The organism is Stenotrophomonas sp. YJH_SMC_130 (genome assembly GCF_059369035.1).
In genome coordinates this window covers 15,344-37,402 of record NZ_JCAFSH010000001.1, presented here as the reverse complement: position 1 = coordinate 37,402, position 22,059 = coordinate 15,344, and the positions used below count along the sequence as shown (strand labels likewise).

The following is a 22,059-nucleotide window of genomic DNA, read 5'->3' as shown; positions in this document are numbered from 1 at the left end:
GCGAGCTCCAAGGGTGGCGGGTGCGCGGAGCATTCGCCTCCGGCCGGCAAGGCCACGTGAAGAATCACGCGTCGGCCACACCCGCGTCCACGGGCGTTCACGTGCTGCGGCGAAGCGCGCCCGCGAACGGTTGTCGGGTCAGAGCCCTCTCCTGCGGAGAGGGATCCGACCCCGGTTCGCCGGATCAGCCGACGCGGGTGCCGAAGATGCGGTCACCCGCGTCGCCCAGTCCGGGCAGGATATAGCCCTTGTCGTTGAGCTGGGCATCGATGGCCGCAGTGTAGATTTCCACGTCCGGGTGCACGGCCTTCACTGCTTCGATGCCTTCGGGCGCGGCCACCAGGAAGATGCCCTTGATGCGACGGGCGCCGGCGCGCTTGAGCATGTCGATGGTGGCGATCAGCGTGCCGCCGGTGGCCAGCATCGGGTCGAGGATCAGTGCGTCGCGCTCTTCCAGCCGGCCGGTCAGGCGCTCGAAGTAGGGCACCGGCTGCAGGGTTTCTTCATCGCGCTGCAGGCCGACCACGCTGACACGGGCCGCCGGGATCAGCGACAGCACGCCGCTGAGCATGCCCAGGCCGGCACGCAGGATCGGCACCACGGTGATCTTGGCGCCGGCAATGCGCTGCACCGTCACCGGGCCGGCCCAGCCGGCCAGGGTGTGCGGCTCGGTATCCAGGTCGGCGGTGGCCTCGTAGGCCAGCAGCGTACCCAGCTCGTTGGCCAGTTCGCGGAAATCCTTGGTGCTGAGCGCAGCGTTGCGCATCAGGCCGATCTTGTGCTGCACCAGCGGGTGGCGCACTTCGACGATCTTCATGGTCGGGAAGGGGAATAGGGAGAGAGGCCGCCATTTTGCCGGATTGGCGCGGCGAAGCCCAAACCGGGCCCGGGGCCGGCGTACATGAAATGTGCAGACGCATGTCACGGCCATGCAATCTTGCGGACATACCGTGCAGACCCATTCTTAACAGGAATGGGGATTCCCAGTGCATAACAAGACTCCGTTGGCCGTTGCCATCGCCCTGACCCTGGCAATGGGGGCTGCGGCACCGCTGCAGGCCGCCGGGCAGCAGGCGGTAGCCGCCACCGGCGCCGTGGCGGCCGACGCGGTCGACCTTGACCGTATCGAGGTGCGCGCCCAGCTCGAATCGCAGATCCGCGCGGTCGACCTCAAGCGCAGCAGCGACGCCATCGAAGACGCGGTGTCCTCCGATGCGCTGGGCCAGTACCCGGACAAGAACGTGGCCGAGTCGCTGCAGCGGCTGCCGGGCATCAGCGTCACCCGCGACCAGGGCGAGGGCCGCTTCGTGGTGATCCGTGGCCTGGATGCCAATCTCAACAGCGTCAGCGTGGATGGCATCGCCGTGGGCACGCCGGAGGATTCCAGCCGTGCCGCGCCGCTGGACGTGATCCCGTCCGATTCCACCGAACGCCTGCGCGTGGTGAAGTCGCCGACCCCGGACATGCCCGGTGATGCCATCGGTGGTGCCGTGCTGGTGGAATCGGCCTCGGCCTTCGACCGCGACGGTCGCAGCCTGCGTGGCAAGATCGAGGGCAGTCACCAGCAGCTGTCCGGCGAGACCAGCCCGAAGGCGGCCTTCAACTACAGCGAAGTGTTCAACGACACCTTCGGCGTGGCGCTGGGCGTGAACTACCAGAAGCGCAGGTTCGAGTCGGACAACACCGAAGTGGAGTACGACGGCGAGGACGATGCCGCCCCCGGTGACGTGACCGCGATCAACCTGCAGCACCGCAAGTACGAGATCGAGCGCAAGCGCATCGGCGCCAACCTCAACCTCGACTGGCGGCCGGACGAAGACAGCCGGTACTACCTGCGCACGCTGTACAGCCAGTTCGACGATGCGGAGACCCGCCAGCGCGTGATCTTCAACTTCGACGACGCGAAGATGGTCAAGACCGGCACCGACCAGTACCGCCTGGATGGCATGCCGAAGGATTCGATCGACAAGCGCATGCGCTACCGCACCAAGAAGGAAAACACCTTCGCGGCCAGCCTGGGCGGCGAGAACAAGTTGACCAACGCCGTGGTCGATTACCGGATCGGCTACACCCGTACCGAAGAGCGCGTGAACGACGAGATGGAGGCGCGTTTCAAGCTCAACGGCAAGGCGTTCAACGGCAGCCTGGACCAGAGCAGCCGCCTGCCCAGCTACAGCTTCGACAATCCGCAGTGGCTGGACAACAGCAACTACGCGTTCGACCGCTTCGTGCTTTCGCCCAAGCAGGTGAACGACAAGGAGCACAGCGCGCAGGTCAACGTGCGCTTCGACGGCGACAGCAGCAGCATCAAATTCGGCCTGCTGGGCCGCTGGCGCGACCGCGACGTCAATGTGGACGAGCGCGAACTGCGCGTCGGCCCGAAGGTGGCGCTGGCGGGCTGGACCACCTCCTCGCCCGAACATCGCCACGGCAACTTCGGCGACGGCATGGATTCGGCTGCGATGCGTGCCTTCTGGGCGGCCAATGGCAGCCAGTACAGCGCCCGCCCGCAGGACGTCGGCGGCAATGCGATGACGTCCCTGGAAGAGGATTACGTGGCCAGCGAGGACATCTTCGCCAGCTACGCCATGGGTACCTGGGACGTGGGTGCGCTGCGCATCATCGGCGGCGTGCGCGTGGAGAACACCCGCTTCAAGGCGATCGGCAACCAGGTGGACGTGGCCGCCAACGGCCGCAGCTTCACCGTCACCCCGCGCGTGGCCAACAGCAGCTACACCACCGTGCTGCCGGGCCTGCACCTGCGCTATGACGCGGCTGATGACTGGGTGCTGCGCGCCTCGGCCAACAAGACCGTATCGCGCCCGTCCTTCGGCGACGTCTCGCCGCGCGTGGGTTACAGCCGCGGTGACGAGGAAGTACGCCTGGGCAACCCGGAACTGGATCCGTACGAGTCGAAGAACATCGACCTGTCGGTGGAGAAGTACATCGGCAGCAGCGGCATCGTTTCGCTGGGGCTGTTCCACAAGTCGATCGATGGCTACATTGTCGAAACCGTGCGCACCAATGATCCGGCCTACGGTGGATTCGATGTGACGCAGCCGATCAATGGTCGCAAGGCCACCGTGCGTGGTGCGGAGTTCAACTGGCAGCAGCAGCTGGCCTTCCTGCCGGACGGCCTGGATGGCCTGCTGGTCGGCGCCAGTGGCACCTGGCTGGATACGAAGTTCGATGCCGGCATCAAGGACCGTGCGGGCGAGGACTTCACCCTGCCACGCGCCTCCAAGCACGTCTACAGCGCGCACATCGGCTATGAGAAGTACGGCTTGAGCACGCGCCTGGCGGCCGTGTACCGCAGCGAGTACCTGGACAGCATCGGCAAGGGCCGCGCGTTCGATATCTACGTTGCGCCGAATACCCAGCTCGATTTCTCGCTTGACTACAGGTTCACCCCGCGCGTGAGCGTCTACTTCGAAGCGCAGAACCTGCTGGACAAGCCGTTGGAGCTGTACCAGGGCACCCGTTCGCGCACCCTGCAGATGGAAGAGTACGGCCGCACCTATGCGCTGGGCCTGAAGGTGGCGCTGTGATGGGGCGTGGCGTCACCGTCCTGGCCGCCGCGCTGGCAGCTACGCTGGTCGCCGGCTGCACGCCGGCCACCGGCAGCGATCCGGTTGCGGGAGCGGCCGCGCCGGCCGCCGGGGGCGAGCGCGTGGTGACCACCATCGCCGAGGCCTTCCTTTCGCCGATGACCCCGGCTGACAACATCGACTCGCCGGCGGCCTGGCGCGCACCGGACGGCGCACTGTGGCTGATCGCCACCGCCAAGGCTACCGACAAGCTGGTGGTCTACGACGGCAGCACCGGACAGCACCTGCGTGACGTCGGCAGCAGCGGCACCGCACCGGGGCAGTTCGACCGCCCAAACGGTATCGCGGTGATCGACGACCTGCTGTGGATCGTGGAGCGCGACAATCACCGCGTGCAGGTACTGCGCCTGCCGGACTTCACGCCGTTGGCGACGTTCGCTGCGGACGACCTGCGCAAGCCTTACGGACTGTGGGTCGACCGTCGTGCCGATGGCTACAGCGTCTACGTCACCGACTCCTGGGACAACGGCGAGGATGCACAGGGGCGTGACATCCTGCCGCCGCTGGCCGAGCTGGACAAGCGCGTGCGCCAGTATCACGTGACCCGCAATGGTGAGAAGGTCGACGCGAAGCGGGTGGCCAGCATCGGCGATACCACCGAGGCGGGAGCGCTGCGCGTGGTCGAGTCGATCTGGGGCGATCCCGAGAACGACCGCCTGCTGATCGCCGAAGAGGACGGGAGCTACGCCAGCGAGTTCAAGGTCTACACCCTGTCAGGTCGCTTCACCGGTACCACCTTCGGTCGCGACGTGTTCAAGGCCCAGGCCGAAGGCGTGACCCTGCGCACCTGTGGCAAGGACGGCTGGTGGATCACTACCGAACAGGGCAAGCAGCGCAGCGTGTTCCACCTGTTCGACCGGCATACGCTGAAGCCGGTCGGTGCGTTCCAGGGCAATACCGTGGCCAACACCGATGGCATCTGGATGATGCAGCAAGCCAGCGTGCGCTTCCCGCACGGTGCGCTGTATGCCGTGCACGACGACCAGGGCGTGGTTGCGTTCGACTGGGAGAGCATCGCCAAGCAGTTGGCGCTGCCGCTGGAGTGTGGCGCATGAGCGGGCACTGCGTGATGCGTACGCTGGCGCTGAGCTTGCTGCTGGCGCTGCCGTCGCTGTCGTTCGCAGCGGCCGAACCGAATACCCAGGTGCCGGCGGGCAGCCGCCACTACGCAGCAACGACGGTACCTGACCGCATCGTCGCCTCGCCGGCGGTCGATCCCAGCCATGGATTCGCTGTCGCCTGGCGTACCGACGGCAGCGTGCAGGCACCGCTGCTGGAGATTGCCCTCGCCGGAGATTCGCCGGCCATCGAGGGCATCCGCCAGGTGCGCGCAACGACCCGTTCGCTACAGACCGAGAATGGTCTGTCGCATCATCATCGCGCCGACATCAGCGGCCTGCAGCCGGATACCCAGTACGTCTACCGCGTGCAGGGCAACGGCAGCTGGAGCGCCTGGAACCAGTTGCGCACACTGGCCGCGGCCGACCAGCCGCTGACCCTGCTGTACTTCGGTGATACCCAGAACAAGAACGTCAGCCATGTCAGCCGGGTAGTGCGCGCCGCGCAGAAGGCCGCACCGCAGGCGCGCATGAGCCTGTTTGCCGGCGACCTGGTCAGCGGCGGCGACAACATGGATGACAGTGAGTGGGGCGAGTGGTTTGCTGCGACCAGCTGGCTGGCGCAGGAAACCCTGGTGGCCCCGGCCATCGGCAACCACGAGTATTTCGAGGAGTTCGAGGACACCCCGCAGGAACGCCGCGTGCTGGGCAAGCATTGGCCGGTGACGTTTGCGCTGCCGGGCAATGGCGCCAGCGCCGCGCAGCAGACCAGCTACTGGTTCGATGCGCAGGGCGTGCGCGTGGCCGTGGTCGATGGCACTTCGGCACTCGACCTCGGCACGGCCAAGGCACAGGCACAATGGCTGGACAAGGTGCTGACCGGCAATCCGCAGCCGTGGACCATCGTGTTGCTGCACCAGCCGTTCTACTCGCCGCGCGAAGGGCGCGAGAACGCCGCGTTGCGTGACGCGCTGTTGCCGGTGGTACGCCGCCACAACGTCGATCTGGTGCTGCAGGGCCACGACCACACCTATGGCCGCCGTGGCGAGGGGCAGGCCGCAACGCCGCAGTACGTGGTGACCGTGGCGGGGCCGAAGCAGTACCGTCTCTCCGACGAGGCACGAAAGACGATGGATCCGGTGGCCGAAGACACCCAGTTGTTCCAGGTGTTGAACATCGACCCGCAGCGCCTGCGCTATGAAGCACGCACCGTGACCGGCCGTCTCTACGATGCCTTCGAACTGCGCCGCGATGCCAAGGGGGGAAAACAGCGCATGGAGCTGACCGAAGGCCGCATCGCACCGCGCGACTGCCCGCGTGCGCAGACCGCCAAGGGTCGCGCCGATCGCTGCTGGGAATGAGGACACGCCGATGACCACGCCCCGTCGCATCCTTCCTCTCGCTGCCATTGGCGCCGCTCTGCTGTTGCTGACCAGTGCGGTGACCGCTTCCGATACCGTGCTGCATCCGTTCCTGGTGGCCCAACCAAGGGAAGCCCCGCAGGAAGTGAATCTGGCGGTGGAGATTCCGGCCGGCAGCTTCACCAAGTACGAGATCAAGGAAGACGGCCTGGTGCATGTGGACCGCTTCCAGTCGATGCCGGTCGCCTATCCGGCCAACTACGGTTCGATGCCGCGCACGTTGGCTGGCGACAACGATCCGCTGGACGCGCTGGTGCTGACCCGTGAACCCCTGCATCCGGGCGTGATCGTACGCTTCCGGCCGATCGGCTACCTGAAGATGATCGACGGCGGCGAGCACGACGAGAAGATCATCGGCGTGCCGACCGACAAGGTTGACCCGACCTACGCCAACATCCGCGACCTGGCCGATCTGCCGGAGATCGAAAGACAGCGCATCGAAGCGTTCTTCCGGGTCTACAAGGACCTGCCGGCCGGGCGCAACCCGGTGCAGCTCAACGGTTGGGGCAACGCCGCCGAGGCGCGCGGGCTGATCAGTGAAGCGATGGAGCGATTCAAGCAGTAGACCCACGCCATGCCTGGATGGCCGGGCGCGCGCATCTCCTTCACCACCGCTGGCTATCATGTGCGCCTTCCACAACGAAGGCAGTGCCTGTGTCGGTAGCGTTGGTATGGTTCCGCCGTGATCTGCGGCTGCAGGACAATCCGGCCCTGCATGCCGCGCTGGACGCCGGTCACCATGTGGTGCCGGTCTACATCCACGCGCCGCACGAAGAGGGGGAGTGGACGCCGGGTGCCGCCTCCGATGCGTGGCGCCACCGTTCACTGGGTGCCTTGGATGCCGACCTGCGTACGCGCGGCTCGTCGCTGGTGCTGCGCAGTGGTGACAGCCTGCCGGCCCTGCAGTTGCTGATCGAGCAGACCGGCGCCGAGGCGGTGTACTGGAACCGCAAGTACGAGCCGGCCACCCAGCCTCGCGACGCCACCATCAAGCGCACGCTGCGCGAGCAGGGCGTCGACGCGCAGAGCTGCAATGGCAGCCTGTTGTTCGAGCCCTGGGACATCGCCACCCAGCAGGGACAGCCGTACAAGGTGTTCACGCCGTACTGGCGCAACGTGCTCAGTCATTGGCGCCTGCCGGCGCTGCAGGCCGCACCGGAAGCACTGGCGACACACGCGGTCGACGGCCTTGCACTTGATGATCTCCAGCTTGCACCGACGCTGGATTGGGATACCGGCTTCTGGGAGCACTGGCAGCCGGGCGAAGCCGGTGCGCTGGAGACGCTGTCGGTGTTCGAGGACGGCGCCTTGCGCGGTTACCGCGAGCAGCGAGACCTGCCCGATCGCGTGGGCACCTCGCGGATGTCGCCGCACCTGCATTTCGGTGAGATCGCACCGTGGCGCATCGCGCATGCGCTGGAAAGACTGCGCAGTGCCGGCACCGATGCCGACATCGACGGCTATCTGCGGCAACTGGGCTGGCGTGATTTCGCCTACCACCTGTTGCATCACTTTCCGAAGACGCCCACGGACAACCTCAATCCGCGTTTTGACCGCTTCCCCTGGGCGGCGCCGACTGCAGCGCAACTGCACGACTGGCAGCGCGGCAACACCGGCGTGCCGATCGTTGATGCCGGACTGCGCGAGCTGTGGCACACCGGCTACATGCATAACCGGGTTCGGATGATCGTGGCCAGTTACCTGTGCAAGCACCTTCGCGCGCACTGGCTGCATGGCGCGCGCTGGTTCTGGGACACCCTGGTCGATGCCGATCTGGCCAACAACACGATGGGCTGGCAATGGGTGGCCGGGACCGGCGCCGATGCCGCGCCGTACTTCCGGGTGTTCAACCCGGTCACCCAGGCCGAGAAGTTCGATCCGCAGGCCCGCTACATCAGCCGCTGGGTGCCCGAGCTGGCGGCGCTGCCGGTGAAGGCGCGGTTTGCGCCGTGGCAGCATCCTCTGCTCCTGGCCGCACACGCGCCTGACTACCCACGCACGCCGATGGTGGACCTGGCAGAGGGCCGCGATGCTGCGCTGGCGGCATACCGCCAGTCGGGGGCGGGGTAAAGGGTGACCCGAGCGATCCGGTCAGTTAGCTGAACGCGGCCCTGTCGGCGCACCGGATCATCATCCCGACATCGCATTCGGCTGTTTATCCTCTCTGCGCCCGCAAGCCGCCGGCCGACCGGAAACCAAGGAGAACCTCATGATCCGCAACACCACCCGCAACGTCGCACTGGCCCTGATGAGTGCGGCCGTCCTGTCGGCCTGCGCCACCGGCGGCTCCTATGTGCAGAGTGACCAGTACGGCAACCCGACCGAACAGCAGAACCGGACCGGCCGCAACGCGCTGATCGGTACCGCCATCGGCGTGGCGGCCGGCCTGCTGACCGGCGACAGTGCTACCGAGCGGCGCCAGCACGCGCTGATAGGTGCCGGTATCGGCGCACTCAGCGGTGCCGCCGTCGGCCAGTACCAGGATCGCCAGGAACGCGCACTGCGCGAGCGCACCGCCAACACCGGCATCGATGTGCAGCGCCAGGGCGACAACATCATGCTGAACCTCCCGGACGGCATTACCTTTGACTTCGGCAAGGCGACCCTGAAGCCGCAGTTCTATGGCTCGCTCAATGGCGTGGCCGGTACGCTGCGTGAGTACAACCAGACCATGATCGAGGTGGTTGGCCACACCGACAGCATCGGCAGCGACGCGGTCAACAACCGCCTGTCGAAGGAACGCGCCGACTCGGTCGCGCAGTACCTGATCGGCCAGGGCGTGCAGAGCGTGCGTATCGAAACGCTGGGCGCCGGCAAGTCGTACCCGATTGCCGACAACAGCACCGACGCCGGCCGTGCCAAGAACCGCCGCGTCGAGATTCGCGTGATTCCGCTCAAGCAATAACGCGTAGCGTTACTGCTTGAGCCGGTCCGGCCATCGGCCGGAGCGAAAATGCCGCCCTTGCAGGCGGCATTTTTGTGGGTGCCGAGCGTTGCTCGGCACACCGATAGCGTTCCCGGTCGCGGCTTCTCCGAACGGCGCCGGCCAAGGTCGGCATCTACCGAAAGCCACACAGCCGGAACGAAAATGCCGCCCTTGCAGGCGGCATTTTTGTAGGTGCCGAGCCTGCTCGGCACACCGATTGCGTATGTAGAGCCGGTCATGCCGCCGAAGCGGCCACCTTCTCCAGTATCCGCTTGCCACTGTTCTCCAGCGCGGCATCTTCCTGTGCCTTCTGCTGCTGCGCCAGCTTCGCGCCGGGGCACTGCGCCAGCATGTAGTTGGCATCGAAGTTGAGCTTCTCGACCAGGAAGTCGACAAACGCACGCACCTTCGGCGAGACCAGGCGGCCGCCGGCGAATACGGCATTGAAGTCCACTTCCGGGCCGGTCCAGCCGGCCAGCACGCGGCGCACCATGCCCGATTCGACGAACGGCTTGGCCATCACATCACCGGTCAGCAGCAGGCCTTCGCCACAGACCAATGCACCATTCAACGCAGACATGTCGTTGGCGGTCATCAGCGGGGTGACCGGGAAGTCGCGCAGTTCGCCCCCGTTCTCGCCCAGCTGCCAGGTGAAGCGCGGCGAGTTGCCGGTATGGTACGGCTTGCGCATCGCCAGGATGCGATGGAACTGCAGCTCTTCTGGATGCAGCGGTTCGCCATAGCGCTCAATGTAGGCCGGACTGGCGAACACCTGCGTGCGCAGGCTGCCCAGCTTGCGCGCGACCAGATTGGAATCGGGCAGGGCACCCACGCGCAGCGCCAGGTCCGCTTCACCGGCGATCAGGTCCAGCTTCTCGTTGCCCATGTGCATGTCCAGGCGGATCTCTGGATACTGCGCATGGAACTGGCCCAGCAGCGGCGCAATCCAGGTGATGCCGATCGAGTAGGGCACAGTGAAGCGCAGCCAGCCGCGCGGGCCGGACTGCAGCTGGCTCACCGCGCTCTCGGCTTCTTCCAGCTCGCGCGCGATGCGCTGGCAGTGCTCGTGATAGATCGAACCGGCTTCGGTCAGGCCGAGGCGGCGCGTGGTCCGGTGCAGCAGGCGCGCGCCCAGGCGCGTTTCCAGCTCCTGCACTTTGCGGCTGACCGTGGTCTTGGGCAGGCCGAGCGATTTGGCAGCGGCAATGAAGCTGCCTTGCTCGACCACTTTGACGAAGATCAGCGTCTCGTTGAGATCGTGCGACATGGTCGGGGGTCCTGGACGTCGGGGATGGGACAATCGTGACAGAATGATTGGACCGGGTGCGGGATGATTATTCCCCTTAATCAGGACTAATCAAGTAAAGGTTTGAGGTCTATCGTGGCGCCATTCGTTAATTGGAGCCCGTCCGCCATGAGCCTGCGCAACATTCTTGCCCGACTCCGGAACGCCGGCCAGAACACCCTGGACCTGGCGATGACCGTCGAAGCCCGTCCGAGTTCCTTGGTACACAAGGACTTTCGTGAGTTTACCGCGCCCATGCGTCAGCAGCGTGGCGGTGCCATCCGCCTGGTCCCACACAAGGGCGACCGCCTGCGTCGAATCGGGACTATCCCGGATTTGGGAGGAAATGTCCCGTGAATGGGATACTGACGCCCGAAGTCCTGGTCCTTGGTGGTACCGGTGCCGTCGGCCAGGGCGTGGTCGGCGCGTTGCTGGAAGCCGGCAGCCCGGTGCTGGTGGTGGGCCGCGATCCGGGCCGGCTGGCCGCGCTGCATGAGCAGTTCGCGGATGAGCCCGGACTGGAGACGCTGCTGGGTTCGCTCAGCGATGACGGCTCGGCACGCGCGCTGGCCGAACGCATCGCGCAGCGCCCGCGTCCGTTGGCCGCCGTGATCGCGGCCATGGGTGGCCCCTACCGTCGCGGCCGGGTGATCGACCGCAACGGCGATGAGCTGCTGGGCGCGATGCAGGCCGACCTGATGCCGCACGTGCACGCCGTGCGCCACCTGCTGCCGCTGCTGCAGGACAACGTGCATGCGCGCCGCTACGTGATGATCGGCAGCCCGGCCAACGCCAAGCCATGGGCGGGCTACGGCGAGACCTCGATCACCACTGCCGCGCTGCGCATGTACGCGCAGGTGGTGCACCAGGAAGCACAGGCGCTGGGCGTGCGCGCGCAGATGCTGGAAGTCTGCAGCCCCGTCTGTACCCCGGCCAACGCGGCCAATGCCTGCATCGAGTGGCCCAGCTCGCTGCTGGTCGGTCGTCGTGTGGTCTCCCTGCTTGATGGGTGCCGCGACAACCGCGCCATCGTCCGCTGCGACAGCAGCGATGCCGAATTGCCGCGTGGCCTGCTGCACCTGGAAGTTCCTCCGCTGTGGCGCGACACCGCAGGCATCGCTTGACCTCGACCATGGTTGAGGTCGCAGTATTCGCCGCCGATTTTTGCAACACGTTCTCATATCGCTGTACCACCCCTCCGTACGGATGCATGCCATGACTTCCCCCAATACCACCCCACATCGTTTCGGCCATCGCATTGCGATGGCCGGCGTGTCGATCCTCGCCGCGGCCGTGCTTGCAGCCTGCAGCGGCGGCCATGCCGAAGAAGGCGGTGCACCGCCGCCGCCGCAGGTCAGCGCCGCGCCGGTGCTGGTCAAGCAGGTCAGCCAGTGGGACGAGTTCAGTGGCCGCGTCGAAGCGGTGCAGAGCGTTGAACTGCGTCCGCGCGTGTCCGGCTACATCGACAAGGTCAACTACGTCGAAGGCCAGGAAGTGAAGAAGGGCGAAGTGCTCTTCACCATCGACGCGCGCAGTTACCAGGCCGAGTACGATCGGGCAGCCGCCGAACTGGCCCGCGCCCGTACCCAGGCCACGCTGGCCCGCAGCGAGTCCGAGCGCGCCAAGCGGCTGTCCGAGCAGCAGGCGATCTCCACCGAGACCGCCGAGCAGCGCCGTGCGGCTGCCGACCAGTCCGGCGCCGCCGTGCAGGCCGCGCAGGCAGCATTGGATGCAGCCCGCCTCAATCTTGAGTTCACCAAGGTGCGGGCACCGATCGACGGCCGTGCCGGCCGCGCGATGGTCACCGCCGGCAACCTGGTCACCGCCGGCGACAGCGCCAGCGTGCTGACCACGCTGGTCTCGCTGGACACGGTGTTCGTCTACTTCGATGCCGACGAAAGCACCTTCCTGCGCTACGCCCAGATGGCACGCAAGGGCGAGCGCCCGAGCGAGCGTGACAGCGCGCTGCCGGTGAAGGTCGGCCTGTCCGGTGAAGAAGGCTACCCGCACACGGGCAAGGTCGACTTCCTCGACAACCAGGTCGCCCGCAGTACCGGGACCATCCGCGTCCGTGCGCTGCTGGACAACGCCGATCGCCAGTTCACGCCGGGCTTGTTCGCCCGCGTGCAGCTGCTTGGCAGCGGCCAGTTCCAGGCGCTGCTGATCGACGACAAGGCCGTGCTGACCGACCAGGACCGCAAGTACGTGTACGTGGTCGACAAGGATGGCAAGGCCCAGCGCCGTGACATCCAGCTCGGCCGCACCGCCGACGGCCTGCGTATCGTCGAGCACGGCCTGGCCGCCGGTGACAAGGTGATCATCGATGGCGTGCAGAAGGTCTTCATGCCGGGCATGCCGGTGCAGGCCAAGGCGGTGGCGATGCAGCCACAGCCGGCGCCGGCACCGGGCCGCGATGCCACCGCTGCCCTGAAGCACTGATCCGCCGTCTCCTGATCCGCGTTTCCGCTTAGCTGCCGGCGCCAGCGGCAGCCTTCCCTGCCTTCGTCATCCCGGCGAGGGGCGGGGTGGCTGTTGCCCGCCGAATGCCTTTCCCAGGAATTCCTCCATGGACTTTTCCCGCTTCTTCATCGACAGGCCGATCTTCGCGGCGGTGCTGTCGATCGTGATCTTCGCCGCAGGCCTGATCACGATTCCAATCCTGCCGATCAGTGAGTACCCCGAAGTGGTGCCGCCGTCGGTGGTCGTACGCACGGTGTATCCGGGCGCCAACCCCAAGGTCATTGCCGAGACCGTCGCCACGCCGCTTGAAGAGGCGATCAACGGCGTCGAAGGCATGATGTACCTGAAGTCGGTGGCCGGCTCGGACGGCGTGCTGCAGATGACCGTCACCTTCCGCCCGGGCACGGACCCGGACGCAGCGGCGGTGAAGGTGCAGAACCGCGTGGCGCAGGCGCAGGCGCGCCTGCCCGAGGACGTGCGCCGGCAGGGCGTGACCACGCAGAAGCAGTCGCCGACCTTCCTGATGGTGGTGCACCTGACCTCGCCGCAAGGCAAGTACGACACCCTGTACCTGCGCAACTACGCGCGCCTGCACGTCAAGGATGCGCTGGCGCGTATTCCGGGCGTGGGTGACGCGCAGATCTTCGGTGGCGGCGACTACGCCATGCGTGCCTGGCTGGACCCGGACAAGGTGGCCTCGCGCGGCCTGACCGCCAGCGACGTGGTGCGTGCCATGCGCGAGCAGAACGTGCAGGTTTCGGCCGGCCAGCTCGGCGCCGAACCGCTGCCGGACAGCAAGTTCCTGACCCTGATCAATGCCCAGGGCCGTCTGAAGACCGAAAAGGAATTCGGCGACATCGTGCTCAAGAGCGGCACCGATGGCGAGATCGTGCGCCTGGCCGACGTGGCCCGCCTGGAACTGGGTGCGGGCGACTATACCCTGCGCTCGCAGCTGGACGGCAAGAACGCGGTGGGTATCGGTATCTTCCAGTCGCCGGGTGCCAACGCGCTGGAAATCCGCGACCAGGTCATCTCGACGATGGACGAGATGCAGAAGACCATGCCGGCCGATGTGAAGTACGAAGCGGTGTATGACACCACCATCTTCGTGCGCGACTCGATCAAGGCCGTGGTCTCCACGCTGCTGGAAGCGATCGCCCTGGTGGTGCTGGTCGTGATCCTGTTCCTGCAGACCTGGCGTGCGTCGATCATTCCGTTGATCGCGGTGCCGGTGTCGGTGGTGGGTACGTTCGCCGCGCTGTACCTGCTGGGCTTCTCGATCAATACGCTGAGCCTGTTCGGCCTGGTGCTGGCGATCGGCATCGTGGTCGACGACGCGATCGTGGTGGTGGAGAACGTTGAACGCAACATCGAGGAAGGCCTGTCGCCTACTGCGGCTGCACACCAGGCCATGCGTGAAGTATCCGGCCCGATCGTGGCGATCGCGCTGGTGCTGTGTGCCGTGTTCGTGCCGATGGCCTTCCTGTCCGGTGTCACCGGACAGTTCTACAAGCAGTTCGCGGTCACCATCGCCATTTCCACGGTGATCTCGGCGATCAATTCGTTGACCCTGTCGCCAGCCCTGGCCGCGCGCCTGCTGAAGGCCCATGGCGCTCCGAAGGACGGCCCGAGCCGCCTGATCGACCGCCTGTTCGGCTGGGTGTTCCGTCCGTTCAACCGCTTCTTCAAGTCCAGCTCGGAGAAGTACGAGCGTGGCGTGGCCCGCATCCTCGGCCGCCGCGGTGCGGTGTTCGTGGTCTACGCGATCCTGCTGGTCGGTACCGGCGTGATCTTCAAGCTGGTACCGCCGGGCTTCATTCCGACCCAGGACAAGCTGTACCTGATCGCCGGTGTGAAGCTGCCGGAAGGCTCGTCGATCGCACGCACCGATGAAATGCTGCGCAAGGTCGCCAAGATCGCCCAGGAAACCGATGGCGTCGCTCACACCATCTCGTTCCCCGGTCTGAACGCGCTGCAGTTCACCAATACGCCGAACACCGGTGTGGCGTTCATTCCGCTCAAGCCGTTCGCCGAGCGCCATGGCCGCACCGCCGCGCAGATCAATGCCGAGATCAACCAGAAGATCGCCGGCCTGCAGGAAGGCTTCGCGTTCGCGATGATGCCGCCGCCGATCCTCGGCCTGGGCAATGGCAATGGCTACCAGATGTTCATCGAGGACCGTGGCAATCTGGGTTACGGCGCGCTGCAGAATGCGGTTCAGGCCATGCAGGGCACCGTCGCGCAGACGCCGGGCATGGCCTTCCCGATTTCCAGCTACCAGGCCAACGTGCCGCAGCTCGATGCCGAGGTCGACCGCGTCAAGGCCAAGGCACAGGGCGTGCAGCTCACCGAGCTGTTCGACACGTTGCAGACCTACCTGGGTTCGGCCTACGTCAACGACTTCAACCAGTTCGGCCGCACCTGGCAGGTGATCGCCCAGGCAGATGGTCCGTACCGCGAGACGGTCGAGGACATCGGCAAGCTGCGTACCCGCAACGACCGCGGCGAGATGGTGCCGATCGGTTCGATGGTCACCATCAAGCAGACCTTCGGCCCGGACCCGGTGCTGCGCTTCAACGGCTATCCGGCAGCGGACCTGGCCGGTGAAGCCGACCCGCGCCTGCTGTCCTCGGCCGAAGCGATGACCAAGCTGACCGAGATCGCCGGCAAGGTGCTGCCGGTGGGCATGACCACCGAATGGACCGACCTGAGCTACCAGCAGGCAACCCAGGGCAAGGCCGCCTTCATCGTGTTCCCGGTGGCGATCATGCTGGCCTTCCTGGTGCTGGCCGCGCTGTACGAGAGCTGGTCGCTGCCGCTGGCGGTGATCCTGATCGTGCCGATGACCCTGCTGTCCGCGCTGTTCGGCGTGTGGCTGACCGGAGGTGACAACAACGTGTTCGTGCAGGTCGGCCTGGTGGTGCTGATGGGCCTGGCGTGCAAGAACGCGATCCTGATCGTCGAATTCGCCAGAGAGCTGGAGATGGGCGGCAAGGGCATCGTTGAAGCCGCGCTGGAAGCCTGCCGCCTGCGCCTGCGCCCGATCGTGATGACCTCCATCGCCTTCATCGCCGGCACGGTGCCGCTGGTGCTGTCTCACGGTGCAGGCGCCGAAGTGCGCTCGGTGACCGGCATCACCGTGTTTGCTGGCATGCTGGGTGTGACGCTGTTCGGCCTGTTCCTCACCCCCGTGTTCTACGTGGCCCTGCGCAAGTTCGTCACCCGCAACGGTGGTGGCCAGCTGGTGCAGCACGGCGAACCGACCATCCACCACTGATACGGAACTCCGCCGCCGGTCGTTGGCCGGCGGCCACTCTCCCCACAGACAAGGCATGCATCCATGAACACCCATCAGAACAAGATCGCGCTGGTGACCGGCGCTACCCGTGGCATCGGCCTGGAAACCGTGCGCCAGCTGGCAGAGGCCGGCGTGCACACGCTGCTGGCCGGTCGCAAGCGCGATACCGCGGTGGAGCTGGCACTGAAGCTGCAGGCTGAAGGCCTGCCGGTCGAAGCCCTGCAGCTGGACGTGACCGACGCGGCCAGCATCGCCGAAGCGGTCGAGCAGGTGCGCCAGCGCCACGGTCGCCTCGACATCCTGGTCAACAATGCCGGCATCATGATCGAGAACCCGGCGCAGGCGCCGTCGGAGCAGTCGCTGGACACCTGGAAGCGCACCTTCGACACCAACGTCTATGCGCTGGTCGCGGTAACCCAGGCATTCCTGCCGCTGGTCAAGCAGTCCAAGTCCGGACGCATCGTCAATGTGTCCAGCATGCTCGGCTCGCAGACCCTGCACGCGGATCCCTCGTCGGGCATCTACGACTTCAAGATTCCGGCCTACAACGCGTCCAAGGCCGCAGTGAACAGCTGGACCCTGAGCCTGGCCTACGAACTGCGCAATACCCCGATCAAGGTCAACACCGTGCATCCGGGTTACGTGAAGACCGACATGAACGGTGGCAACGGCGAAATCGAGATCAGCGAAGGTGCACGCTCCAGCGTGGAAATGGCGCTGATCGGTGAGTCCGGTGCCAGCGGCAGCTTCACCTACCTGGGCGAGGTGCTGCCATGGTGATCCGCACGTTGGCGATGGCCGTCTCCAGCCTGGTGCTGGCGGGCTGTGTCAGCGTCGGCCCGAACTACAAGGCCCCGGTGCAGGAACCGGTGGTCCTGCAGGGTGCACAGCAGCCGGTGTTCAGTACCGCTTCGCCGGTCGCCAGCTGGTGGGCGCAGTTCGATGATCCGGTGCTGGAACAGCTGGTGCACGGCGCACTGTCGGACAACCTGGACCTTCGCGTGGCCGTGGCCCGCGTCAGCCAGGCCCGCGCGGTGTTCGTGGAAAGCCGCCTCGACCAGGCTCCGCACGTCACCGCTGGCGGCAGCTACGACCGCCGCAAGCAACCCGATCCGCAGCTGGGTGGGCAGCGGGTGTTCAGTGAAAGCTACCAGCTCGGCTTCGACGCCGGCTGGGAGCTGGATCTGTTCGGCCGCAAGCGCCGTGCTGCTGAAGCCGCGCGCGCCGACCTCGGTGCCGAGCAGGCCAACCTGGCCGATGCGCAGGTCCTGGTCGCCGCTGAAGTGGCACGCAATTACTTCGAGTTGCGTGGTACGCAGAAGCGCATCGCGGTGGCCCAGCACACGCTGGAAAACCTGCGCGATACGCAGAGGCTGACCGAGGCGCGCTGGGAGCTGGGCGCAGGCAGCGAGCTGGATGTGCAGAGCAGCCGTGCCCGCCTGAAGGCGATCGAGGCTGACATCCCGTTGCTGGAAGTGGCCGAGGCGCAGTCGCGCAACCGGCTGGCCGTGCTGCTCGGCCAGCGCCCGGAAGTGCTGACTGACATGCTCGCGCCGCACGACGTACCGGCCTTCGCCAAGGCACTTCCGCTGGGCGATACCCGCGAACTGCTGCGCCAGCGTGCCGACGTGCGCGTGGCCGAGCGTCGCCTGGCGGCTGCGACCGCACGCGTGGGCGTGGCCACGGCGGACCTGTTCCCGCGGTTGTCGCTGTCCGGCTTCGTCGGGTTCCTCGGTGGCGATGCCAGCGGCCTGGTCAATGGCAGCAACAAGGCCTGGTCGCTGACCCCGTCGCTGAGCTGGGCGGCATTCGACTTCGGCACCGTGCGTGCACGCCTGCGTGCCAGCAAGGCTGAAGCCGAAGGCGTGGCCGCGCAGTATGAGCAGGCGGTACTGCTGGCCCTGGAAGACACCGAGAACGCGCTGACCCGCTATTCCAAGCAGCAGGCACGATTGGCGATCGTGGTCGAGCAGGCGCAGGCGGCACGGCGTGCCGAATCGCTGGCGCAGATCCGCTATCGCGAGGGCTCGGAGGACTTCCTGACCCTGCTGGATGCGCAGCGCACGCAGCTGGCAGCCGATGATGCGTTGGCGGCGGCCGAGTCCGAGGTCAACGTCAGCGTGGTGGGCGTGTACAAGGCGCTGGGCGGCTGGGGGCAATCACCGCAGCTACCGAGCGTGGCGCAGGTGCAGTGACTTCAGGGGGACGGAGGCCGTGGCTTCCGTCCCTTTGCTCTTTCAGGGCCACTGATTGGCCGGCACCTCGCGCTCGCGCATGCGCACGATACAGAAGCGATGGCCGGTCGGTGCTTCCATCACCCACCAGCGCTTGACGAAGCCTATCCGTCGCGCGCCGAGCTTCTCCAGGCGGTCGGCCTCGGCATCGATGTCGTCGCTCTCGATGTCCAGATGCACCCGTGACGGGTGATCGACCCGCTGGACTTCAACGTCCAGGCCCGCCGGTGCGCCCAGCAGGTCGGCATACTCGGCGCCCCCTTCGGCACGCGCCGCCTGTGCCTGCAGGCCGAGCGTGGCGGCCCAGAAACGGGCGCCTTCGTCGGCGGGAAGGTCCTGGCAGTCGATGATGAATCCAGCCAGCCGGCTCTGGTGTGCCATGTGCTGCTCCGCAGTTCGAGGGGTACGCGGCAGGGTAGCGCGGTGCATTTCGCGTACGTCTTCACCTTGGTGACGTTTCTGACTCTGCCGGATTGCGGGCCCGCCGTGTAACTAGTGGGTCAGGCACTCGGGAGGACAGGTGATGGCGGACGGAAGGCGGGATACCCAACGGATGTTGTTCGGCGATCCGGGTCCACCGGGTGCGGGGCTGTCAGTGGCAGTCGTGGTGCTGCTGGTGCTGGCGACGATGGCCGCAGCGGTCGGTTTCCTGCGCCTGCAGGATTCGATGCTGGGACTGGGCCTGATCGGCGTGGCGGTGTTCCTGGCGATAGGGGCCCGCATCTGCCAGGCGCGCGATCAGCATCAGGCCCTGTATCGCCTGCTGTCGCGGCAGCCGCCGCCGTAGCTGCGGCTGCCGTGCGGGGTCAGTGCTGCGGCCAGTCCAGTTCGACCACCAGCGGGAAATGATCCGATGGCAGCACGCCATCGATGCGGCGGTCATCGGTCAGGAAGCTGCGCGCGTGGAAACCGCGCACCAGCACCCAGTCCAGCTGCGCGGTGGCCTTGCCAGTGAAATCGTGGAAGGTCAGTCGCGGGCCCTGCGGTGTCTTCACCTGGGTACGGGTGTCGTGCAGTACGCGGGTGAATGCCTTGTAGGTGTCGCCGCCGGGTTCGCTGTTGAAGTCACCGGTCAGCACCACCGGCAGATCGGCCGGCAGGCCGGCCACGCGCCTGCCGATCAGCTCGGCACCTTTCACCCGGCGTGGTTCGTCCTCGTCGCGGTAGGGCAGGTGGGTATCCATGAAATAGAAGCGGCGGCCGTCATCGATGCGGCGGAACAGCGCCCAGGTGACCATGCGTGGATACAGGTTGCCCCAGGTGATGCTGCCGGGCACATCGGGCGTATCAGACAGCCAGAAGTTGCCTGATTCCTCGATCGCCAGCACCTTGCTGTCGTAGAACACGCCCATGTGCTCGTCGCCGCTGCCGCCGCGGCGGCCCTCGCCGAACCAGCGGTAGCCGGGCAGGTGCTGGGCGAGGTAATCGGCCTGCTCCTGCACCAGCTCCTGGGTACCGATCACCGCCGGGTGCGCATCAAGGATGACCTTCACCATCGCATCGCGACGATCGGGCCAGCGCTTGCCGGGCTCGGTATCGGCCGGGGTGCGCACATTGAACGACATCACCTTCAACGGCGCAGGGGCTGCGGCCCAGGCGCTGGTCAGAGGCAGGGCAAGCGCCAGCAGCGCAGACAGCGCGGGGCGACGGAAACGCGACAACATCGTGGAATCCCTCCATTCCATGAAAACGGTTTCATGGAGCATGCCACGAATGCGCGGACAGCGTTATGCAGGGATGGGTGGCTCGCGGATGCCGGGCGGGCGATGAACGTCCCACGCGGTGGACCGCGCACCGGCGATCACGGGTCGTAGCTCATCCCGTCGCCTGCCTTCTGCAATCGCGCAGATGCACAGCGCGTATGCAGCACGCTGATCAGGCAGCAGGAAGTGCCTCGATCCTGATCAGTCTTCAATCTCGCCACGGCGGCCTGCCGCGCGCACTGCCTGAGCGGTGGTGGCCACGCCAAGTCGTTGCCGTGCTCGCCGCAGGTGGTTCTCAACGGTGCGCGCAGACAGCCCCAGCGTGGCCGCTATCTCCGCTTGGCGCCGTCCAGCGGCGACCCAGCGCAGCACCTCGCGTTCGCGTGCGCTCAGCGCGCCCGCGCGGATGTCGGCCGGCGCTTCGGCAAGCCGCCGCGCCGCGCGGAAGACTGACGTGCCGACCATTTCAAGCAGCAGGCGCGCGCTGGCGGACGCATCAATCGAGGTGCCGGCGAAACTGACCGCACCCTCCAGACCGGTCGGGCCGAACACCGGCACCTGCAACCCATGCAGGCCATCGCCGCGAGGCTGCTTCACCACCTGGTAGCGCTCGCCACGCACGCCGTGGCGCTTGCTCCAGAAGAACGGCGCATTGCTTTCCAGCACATGGCGGTTGACCGGACAGGCGTGCAGGTAGCGGGCGAGTCCGCTACCGCTGCCGTCGCCAAACCAGTCACCTTCAATCCAGTAAACACGTTGTGCGTCGCGCTCCAGCCCGGTTCCGGTGGCAAACACCAACAGGCGGTCGTAGCCCAAGGGCGAGGCGGCGGCGCGCAGCACGCCGCCCACCGCAGGCAATGTCCGCGCCTGTTCCAGTTCCAGCAGCGCGGGCACCAGCGCAGGCATTGGCTCAGCGCCCCGCCAGCGCATCGAGCAGCGTACGTGCGGCCAGCTTGCCCAACGCATTGCCGGCCAGCGGACTGTCGCCGGTCAGCAGCAGGCGATCCTGCAGCACGCTGCCATCGATGCCCTCATTGACGATCTGCACGCCCTGCTGGGCCAGTCGTTCGCCGAAGAACCAACGCAGCTGCCCCGGCATGTAGCCGATCTCCGGTGTCTGCCGGTCCATTGCGTCGGGGAAGGCACAGATGCGGTAGCCACGGAACAGCGAGGCACCCGCGGCTTCGTCGACGCCCGCCGCCAGCAGCGCCGCCGGGCCATGGCAGAGGGTGATGATGTGGCGCTGCTCGGCCATGGCCCATTGCAGCGCGGCCTTCACCGCCGCGCTCTCCGGCAGGCCGATCAACGCGCCGTGCCCACCGGGAATGAAGACGGCGGCGTAGTCCGAATCGGCGCCCAGGCCGGCCACCACCTGGTCCAGCTGCAACGGCTGGCGGAAGCGTGCCTGGTAGCGTTCGTACAGGGCGCCGATCTCGCGGTCCTCGTGTGGAAAGGCCCACCATTCGAACTTGACGGCGTTGCCGGACAGTGTCGCCACGTCGATGTCGAAGCCGGCCTTGTCCAGGTGGTACATCGGCAGCAGGGTTTCCACCGGATGGTTGCCGGTGGAGAACAGGTGGCCATTGGCGGTCGGCAGATAGCGCTCGTCGGCGGCGATCATCAGCACCTTCCAGCGGCCATCGCGGCGCGCATCCGGATAGTCGGCGCCGGACAGGTCGCTCTTGGGCGAGGTGAACTGCGACAGCGAATACGGCGACGGGAAGAAGGCATCGCGCTCGGCCGGATCGGGGCTGGGCTGGCGGCTGGGCTCTTGCGTGTTCATGCAGACCTCCGTTGGGGGAAAGTGAGCCCAGCATAGGAGGCTGCGTGCGCAGGCGCGATGAGGGATTCCCCTCAATCGGCCGCAACCCGGATGCTGCAGCGCGCCACCCGGCCGGTTGGACAGTGGGATTATGTCGTGCTATCTAGCCAGTGCCGGGATAATCCCGGCATAACCACACAGCAAGCAAAGGAATGAAAATGAAAAGATTCGCCCGAGCATTGCGCGTCACTCTGAATATTCATCCGAACGAAAAGAGCAGCGTGTGGAATACCTGGCCGCTGTG

At 66.4% G+C, this 22,059-nt stretch carries 19 protein-coding genes; 13 read left to right on the top strand and 6 right to left on the bottom strand.

The annotated features are described in order from the left end of the window. Nucleotides 1-184: 184 nt before the first annotated feature. Nucleotides 185-817 (bottom strand): uracil phosphoribosyltransferase, encoded by a 633-nt coding sequence (upp, locus tag AC5P5V_RS00160; RefSeq protein ID WP_005416149.1) that lies wholly within the window; start codon nucleotides 815-817, stop codon nucleotides 185-187. A 169-nt stretch (nucleotides 818-986) separates the two neighbouring features. Here upp and AC5P5V_RS00155 point away from each other — a divergent pair, with 169 nt between their 5' ends. From AC5P5V_RS00155 to AC5P5V_RS00130, 6 genes are all read left to right on the top strand, one after another. Continuing rightward, a complete protein-coding gene (locus AC5P5V_RS00155; RefSeq protein WP_231352667.1) occupies nucleotides 987-3,548 on the top strand; it encodes a TonB-dependent receptor in 2,562 nt (853 codons plus the stop codon). Then, a complete protein-coding gene (locus AC5P5V_RS00150; protein ID WP_495215789.1) occupies nucleotides 3,548-4,663 on the top strand; it encodes a phytase in 1,116 nt (371 codons plus the stop codon). Before AC5P5V_RS00155 ends, AC5P5V_RS00150 begins: the two co-directional genes overlap by 1 nt. Before the next feature lie 14 nt (nucleotides 4,664-4,677). Next, nucleotides 4,678-6,027 (top strand): purple acid phosphatase family protein, encoded by a 1,350-nt coding sequence (locus AC5P5V_RS00145; protein ID WP_229298558.1) that lies wholly within the window; start codon nucleotides 4,678-4,680, stop codon nucleotides 6,025-6,027. A gap of 10 nt (nucleotides 6,028-6,037) precedes the next feature. Beyond that, entirely contained in the window at nucleotides 6,038-6,652 is a 615-nt protein-coding gene (locus AC5P5V_RS00140) for an inorganic diphosphatase (protein WP_134969271.1), read from the top strand. Nucleotides 6,653-6,741: 89 nt separating this feature from the next. Beyond that, the gene (locus tag AC5P5V_RS00135; RefSeq protein ID WP_134969272.1) at nucleotides 6,742-8,157 is read left to right on the top strand and encodes a cryptochrome/photolyase family protein; all 1,416 of its coding nucleotides are present in this window, start codon (nucleotides 6,742-6,744) and stop codon (nucleotides 8,155-8,157) included. A 139-nt stretch (nucleotides 8,158-8,296) separates the two neighbouring features. Beyond that, entirely contained in the window at nucleotides 8,297-8,992 is a 696-nt protein-coding gene (locus AC5P5V_RS00130) for a YiaD family glycine zipper/OmpA-like lipoprotein (RefSeq protein ID WP_014646784.1), read from the top strand. Nucleotides 8,993-9,248: 256 nt separating this feature from the next. Here the strand turns inward: AC5P5V_RS00130 and AC5P5V_RS00125 are convergent, their stop codons facing one another. Further along, nucleotides 9,249-10,280 (bottom strand): LysR family transcriptional regulator, encoded by a 1,032-nt coding sequence (locus AC5P5V_RS00125; RefSeq protein ID WP_061477953.1) that lies wholly within the window; start codon nucleotides 10,278-10,280, stop codon nucleotides 9,249-9,251. 147 nt (nucleotides 10,281-10,427) lie between these two features. Here AC5P5V_RS00125 and AC5P5V_RS00120 point away from each other — a divergent pair, with 147 nt between their 5' ends. The 6 genes from AC5P5V_RS00120 to AC5P5V_RS00095 all read left to right on the top strand — a co-directional run bounded on the left by AC5P5V_RS00120 (nucleotide 10,428) and on the right by AC5P5V_RS00095 (nucleotide 18,251). Further along, entirely contained in the window at nucleotides 10,428-10,655 is a 228-nt protein-coding gene (locus AC5P5V_RS00120) for a hypothetical protein (RefSeq protein ID WP_049414419.1), read from the top strand. Then, a complete protein-coding gene (locus AC5P5V_RS00115; protein WP_053499154.1) occupies nucleotides 10,652-11,422 on the top strand; it encodes an SDR family NAD(P)-dependent oxidoreductase in 771 nt (256 codons plus the stop codon). Before AC5P5V_RS00120 ends, AC5P5V_RS00115 begins: the two co-directional genes overlap by 4 nt. Before the next feature lie 91 nt (nucleotides 11,423-11,513). Then, nucleotides 11,514-12,737, top strand: a complete 1,224-nt coding sequence (locus AC5P5V_RS00110) for an efflux RND transporter periplasmic adaptor subunit (protein ID WP_049414417.1) — start codon at nucleotides 11,514-11,516, stop codon at nucleotides 12,735-12,737. Nucleotides 12,738-12,864: 127 nt separating this feature from the next. Next, nucleotides 12,865-16,035: an efflux RND transporter permease subunit gene (locus AC5P5V_RS00105; protein WP_111201968.1), complete on the top strand. Its 3,171-nt coding sequence runs from the start codon at nucleotides 12,865-12,867 to the stop codon at nucleotides 16,033-16,035. A gap of 63 nt (nucleotides 16,036-16,098) precedes the next feature. Continuing rightward, on the top strand, nucleotides 16,099-16,836 hold the full coding sequence (locus tag AC5P5V_RS00100) for an SDR family oxidoreductase (RefSeq protein WP_049470334.1): 738 nt from the start codon (nucleotides 16,099-16,101) through the stop codon (nucleotides 16,834-16,836). Beyond that, nucleotides 16,830-18,251 (top strand): efflux transporter outer membrane subunit, encoded by a 1,422-nt coding sequence (locus tag AC5P5V_RS00095; RefSeq protein ID WP_134968059.1) that lies wholly within the window; start codon nucleotides 16,830-16,832, stop codon nucleotides 18,249-18,251. The genes AC5P5V_RS00100 and AC5P5V_RS00095 overlap by 7 nt, the downstream gene beginning before the upstream one ends. A gap of 42 nt (nucleotides 18,252-18,293) precedes the next feature. Here the strand turns inward: AC5P5V_RS00095 and AC5P5V_RS00090 are convergent, their stop codons facing one another. Beyond that, entirely contained in the window at nucleotides 18,294-18,671 is a 378-nt protein-coding gene (locus AC5P5V_RS00090) for a VOC family protein (protein ID WP_134968058.1), read from the bottom strand. A gap of 142 nt (nucleotides 18,672-18,813) precedes the next feature. On the opposite strand from AC5P5V_RS00090, the gene AC5P5V_RS00085 reads away from it, so the two are divergent. Continuing rightward, nucleotides 18,814-19,077 carry a hypothetical protein gene (locus AC5P5V_RS00085; protein WP_032959134.1) on the top strand — a complete coding sequence of 88 codons (264 nt, stop codon included), beginning with the start codon at nucleotides 18,814-18,816 and terminating at the stop codon, nucleotides 19,075-19,077. Nucleotides 19,078-19,096: 19 nt separating this feature from the next. On the opposite strand, the gene AC5P5V_RS00080 is transcribed toward AC5P5V_RS00085, so the two are convergent. The 3 genes from AC5P5V_RS00080 to hchA form a co-directional block, all read right to left on the bottom strand. Next, complete coding sequence (locus tag AC5P5V_RS00080) at nucleotides 19,097-19,954, bottom strand: endonuclease/exonuclease/phosphatase family protein (protein ID WP_061477948.1); 858 nt, start codon at nucleotides 19,952-19,954, stop codon at nucleotides 19,097-19,099. A 240-nt stretch (nucleotides 19,955-20,194) separates the two neighbouring features. After that, nucleotides 20,195-20,899: a PA1136 family autoinducer-binding transcriptional regulator gene (locus tag AC5P5V_RS00075; protein ID WP_231352669.1), complete on the bottom strand. Its 705-nt coding sequence runs from the start codon at nucleotides 20,897-20,899 to the stop codon at nucleotides 20,195-20,197. A gap of 4 nt (nucleotides 20,900-20,903) precedes the next feature. After that, a complete protein-coding gene (hchA, locus tag AC5P5V_RS00070; RefSeq protein ID WP_134968057.1) occupies nucleotides 20,904-21,776 on the bottom strand; it encodes a glyoxalase III HchA in 873 nt (290 codons plus the stop codon). Nucleotides 21,777-22,059 lie beyond the last annotated feature (283 nt).

What these genes read in the sequence shown, in the direction of transcription:
- AC5P5V_RS00110 (WP_049414417.1), top strand. Translation starts at nt 11,514, where the DNA reads ATGACTTCCCCCAATACCACCCCACATCGTTTCGGCCATCGCATTGCG.
- AC5P5V_RS00080 (WP_061477948.1), bottom strand. Translation starts at nt 19,954, where the DNA reads ATGTTGTCGCGTTTCCGTCGCCCCGCGCTGTCTGCGCTGCTGGCGCTT.
- AC5P5V_RS00130 (WP_014646784.1), top strand. Translation starts at nt 8,297, where the DNA reads ATGATCCGCAACACCACCCGCAACGTCGCACTGGCCCTGATGAGTGCG.
- AC5P5V_RS00090 (WP_134968058.1), bottom strand. Translation starts at nt 18,671, where the DNA reads ATGGCACACCAGAGCCGGCTGGCTGGATTCATCATCGACTGCCAGGAC.
- AC5P5V_RS00150 (WP_495215789.1), top strand. Translation starts at nt 3,548, where the DNA reads ATGGGGCGTGGCGTCACCGTCCTGGCCGCCGCGCTGGCAGCTACGCTG.
- AC5P5V_RS00075 (WP_231352669.1), bottom strand. Translation starts at nt 20,899, where the DNA reads ATGCCTGCGCTGGTGCCCGCGCTGCTGGAACTGGAACAGGCGCGGACA.
- AC5P5V_RS00140 (WP_134969271.1), top strand. Translation starts at nt 6,038, where the DNA reads ATGACCACGCCCCGTCGCATCCTTCCTCTCGCTGCCATTGGCGCCGCT.
- hchA (WP_134968057.1), bottom strand. Translation starts at nt 21,776, where the DNA reads ATGAACACGCAAGAGCCCAGCCGCCAGCCCAGCCCCGATCCGGCCGAG.
- AC5P5V_RS00085 (WP_032959134.1), top strand. Translation starts at nt 18,814, where the DNA reads ATGGCGGACGGAAGGCGGGATACCCAACGGATGTTGTTCGGCGATCCG.
- AC5P5V_RS00125 (WP_061477953.1), bottom strand. Translation starts at nt 10,280, where the DNA reads ATGTCGCACGATCTCAACGAGACGCTGATCTTCGTCAAAGTGGTCGAG.
- AC5P5V_RS00120 (WP_049414419.1), top strand. Translation starts at nt 10,428, where the DNA reads ATGAGCCTGCGCAACATTCTTGCCCGACTCCGGAACGCCGGCCAGAAC.
- AC5P5V_RS00100 (WP_049470334.1), top strand. Translation starts at nt 16,099, where the DNA reads ATGAACACCCATCAGAACAAGATCGCGCTGGTGACCGGCGCTACCCGT.
- upp (WP_005416149.1), bottom strand. Translation starts at nt 817, where the DNA reads ATGAAGATCGTCGAAGTGCGCCACCCGCTGGTGCAGCACAAGATCGGC.
- AC5P5V_RS00105 (WP_111201968.1), top strand. Translation starts at nt 12,865, where the DNA reads ATGGACTTTTCCCGCTTCTTCATCGACAGGCCGATCTTCGCGGCGGTG.
- AC5P5V_RS00095 (WP_134968059.1), top strand. Translation starts at nt 16,830, where the DNA reads ATGGTGATCCGCACGTTGGCGATGGCCGTCTCCAGCCTGGTGCTGGCG.
- AC5P5V_RS00145 (WP_229298558.1), top strand. Translation starts at nt 4,678, where the DNA reads ATGCGTACGCTGGCGCTGAGCTTGCTGCTGGCGCTGCCGTCGCTGTCG.